The sequence below is a fragment of the Leifsonia sp. KNZ12-8B genome (assembly GCF_056755495.1).
The window spans coordinates 1-1,904 of sequence record NZ_JBPGXM010000236.1 but is presented as its reverse complement, the minus strand read 5'-3'; the positions used below and the strand labels follow the sequence as shown (position 1 = coordinate 1,904).

The 1,904-nt window shown below is 68.8% G+C and carries 1 protein-coding gene; it reads right to left on the bottom strand.

The window, feature by feature from the left end:
• Nucleotides 1-80: 80 nt before the first annotated feature.
• A complete protein-coding gene (groL, locus tag ACR9ZG_RS18750; protein WP_481286356.1) occupies nucleotides 81-1,700 on the bottom strand; it encodes a chaperonin GroEL in 1,620 nt (539 codons plus the stop codon).
• Nucleotides 1,701-1,904 lie beyond the last annotated feature (204 nt).

The window sequence follows — 1,904 nt, the reverse complement described above, 5'->3', positions numbered from 1 at the left end:
GCGGAGCGGGGCGGCACGCGAAGAGGGCGCCTCCCGTGCGGGAGACGCCCTCTCGTCGTGCGTGCGGTGCTAGGCCGGACTCAGAAGTCCATGCCACCGGTCGGGTCGGCCGCAACCGGAGCGTTCTTCTCCGGCTTGTCGGCGACGACGGCCTCGGTGGTGAGGAAGAGGCCGGCGATCGACGCGGCGTTCTGCAGCGCCGAGCGGGTCACCTTCACCGGGTCGTTGATGCCGGAGGCCAGCATGTCGACGTACTCGCCGGTCGCGGCGTTGAGGCCGTGGCCGACCGGGAGCTCGCGGACCTTCGCGACGACGACGCCGGCCTCGAGGCCCGCGTTGATCGCGATCTGCTTCAGCGGCGCCTCGATGGCGACCTTGACGATGTTCGCACCGGTCGCCTCGTCGCCCTCGAGCGAGAGCTTCTCGAACGCGGTCTTGCCGGCCTGGATGAGGGCCACGCCACCACCGGCGACGATGCCCTCCTCGACGGCGGCCTTCGCGTTGCGGACGGCGTCCTCGATGCGGTGCTTGCGCTCCTTGAGCTCGACCTCGGTGGCCGCGCCCGCCTTGATGACGGCGACGCCACCGGCGAGCTTGGCGAGGCGCTCCTGCAGCTTCTCGCGGTCGTAGTCGCTGTCGGTGGCCTCGATCTCGTTGCGGATCTGGGCCACGCGGCCGGCGATGGCCTCGGGGTCGCCCGCGCCCTCGACGATCGTGGTCTCATCCTTGGTGATGACGACCTTGCGGGCCTGGCCGAGCAGGTCGAGGGTGACGTTCTCGAGCTTGAGGCCGACCTCCTCGGAGATGACCTGGCCGCCGGTGAGGATCGCGATGTCCTGCAGCATGGCCTTGCGGCGGTCGCCGAAACCGGGGGCCTTGACGGCGACCGACTTGAAGATGCCGCGGATCTTGTTGACGATCAGCGTGGCCAGGGCCTCGCCGTCGACGTCCTCGGCGATGATCAGGAGCTGCTTGTTGGCCTGGATCACCTTGTCGACGATCGGCAGCAGGTCCTTGATCGAGGAGATCTTCTGGTTGGCGATGAGGATGTACGGGTCCTCGAAGACCGCCTCCTGGCGGTCCTGGTCGGTCACGAAGTACTGCGACAGGAAGCCCTTGTCGAAGCGCATGCCCTCGGTGAGCTCGAGCTCGGTGCCGAAGGTGTTGGACTCCTCGACGGTGACCACGCCCTCCTTGCCGACCTTGTCGATCGCCTCGGCGATGATCTCGCCGATGGTGGTGTCGCCGGCGGAGATGGAGGCGGTGGCCGCGATCTCCTCCTTGGTCTCGACCTCCTTGGCGCTGGCGATGAGCTCCTCGGTGACGGCCGCGACGGCCTTCTCGATGCCGCGCTTCAGCGTGATGGGGTCGGCGCCGGCCGCGACGTTGCGCAGGCCCTCCTTGACGAGCGCCTGAGCGAGGACGGTCGCGGTGGTGGTGCCGTCACCCGCGACGTCGTCGGTCTTCTTCGCGACCTCCTTGACGAGCTCCGCGCCGATCTTCTCGTACGGGTCGTCGAGCTCGATCTCCTTCGCGATGGAGACGCCGTCGTTGGTGATGGTCGGGGCGCCCCACTTCTTCTCGAGGACGACGTTGCGACCGCGCGGGCCCAGGGTCACCTTGACCGTGTCGGCCAGGGTGTTCAGGCCGCGCTCGAGGCCGCGGCGGGCGTCCTCGTCGAAAGCGATGATCTTTGCCATGTGTTTCTCGTCCCTCCCGGACGTCTGCGAAAGATTCCGATGATTAGCACTCGATCAGATGGAGTGCTAAAGCGATTCTGGCACTCACGCCGGGCGAGTGCAAGCGAGCGCGGAGGGGGCGCAAAGAAAGAGGAGCGGGGGCCCCGCGGGGGGGGGGGGCCGGGGGGGGCGGGCGGGGGGGGGGACCACCGGCCCCCCCCCCCC

Coding starts and splice junctions, on each gene's coding strand:
- groL (WP_481286356.1), bottom strand. CDS start 1,700: ATGGCAAAGATCATCGCTTTCGACGAGGACGCCCGCCGCGGCCTCGAG.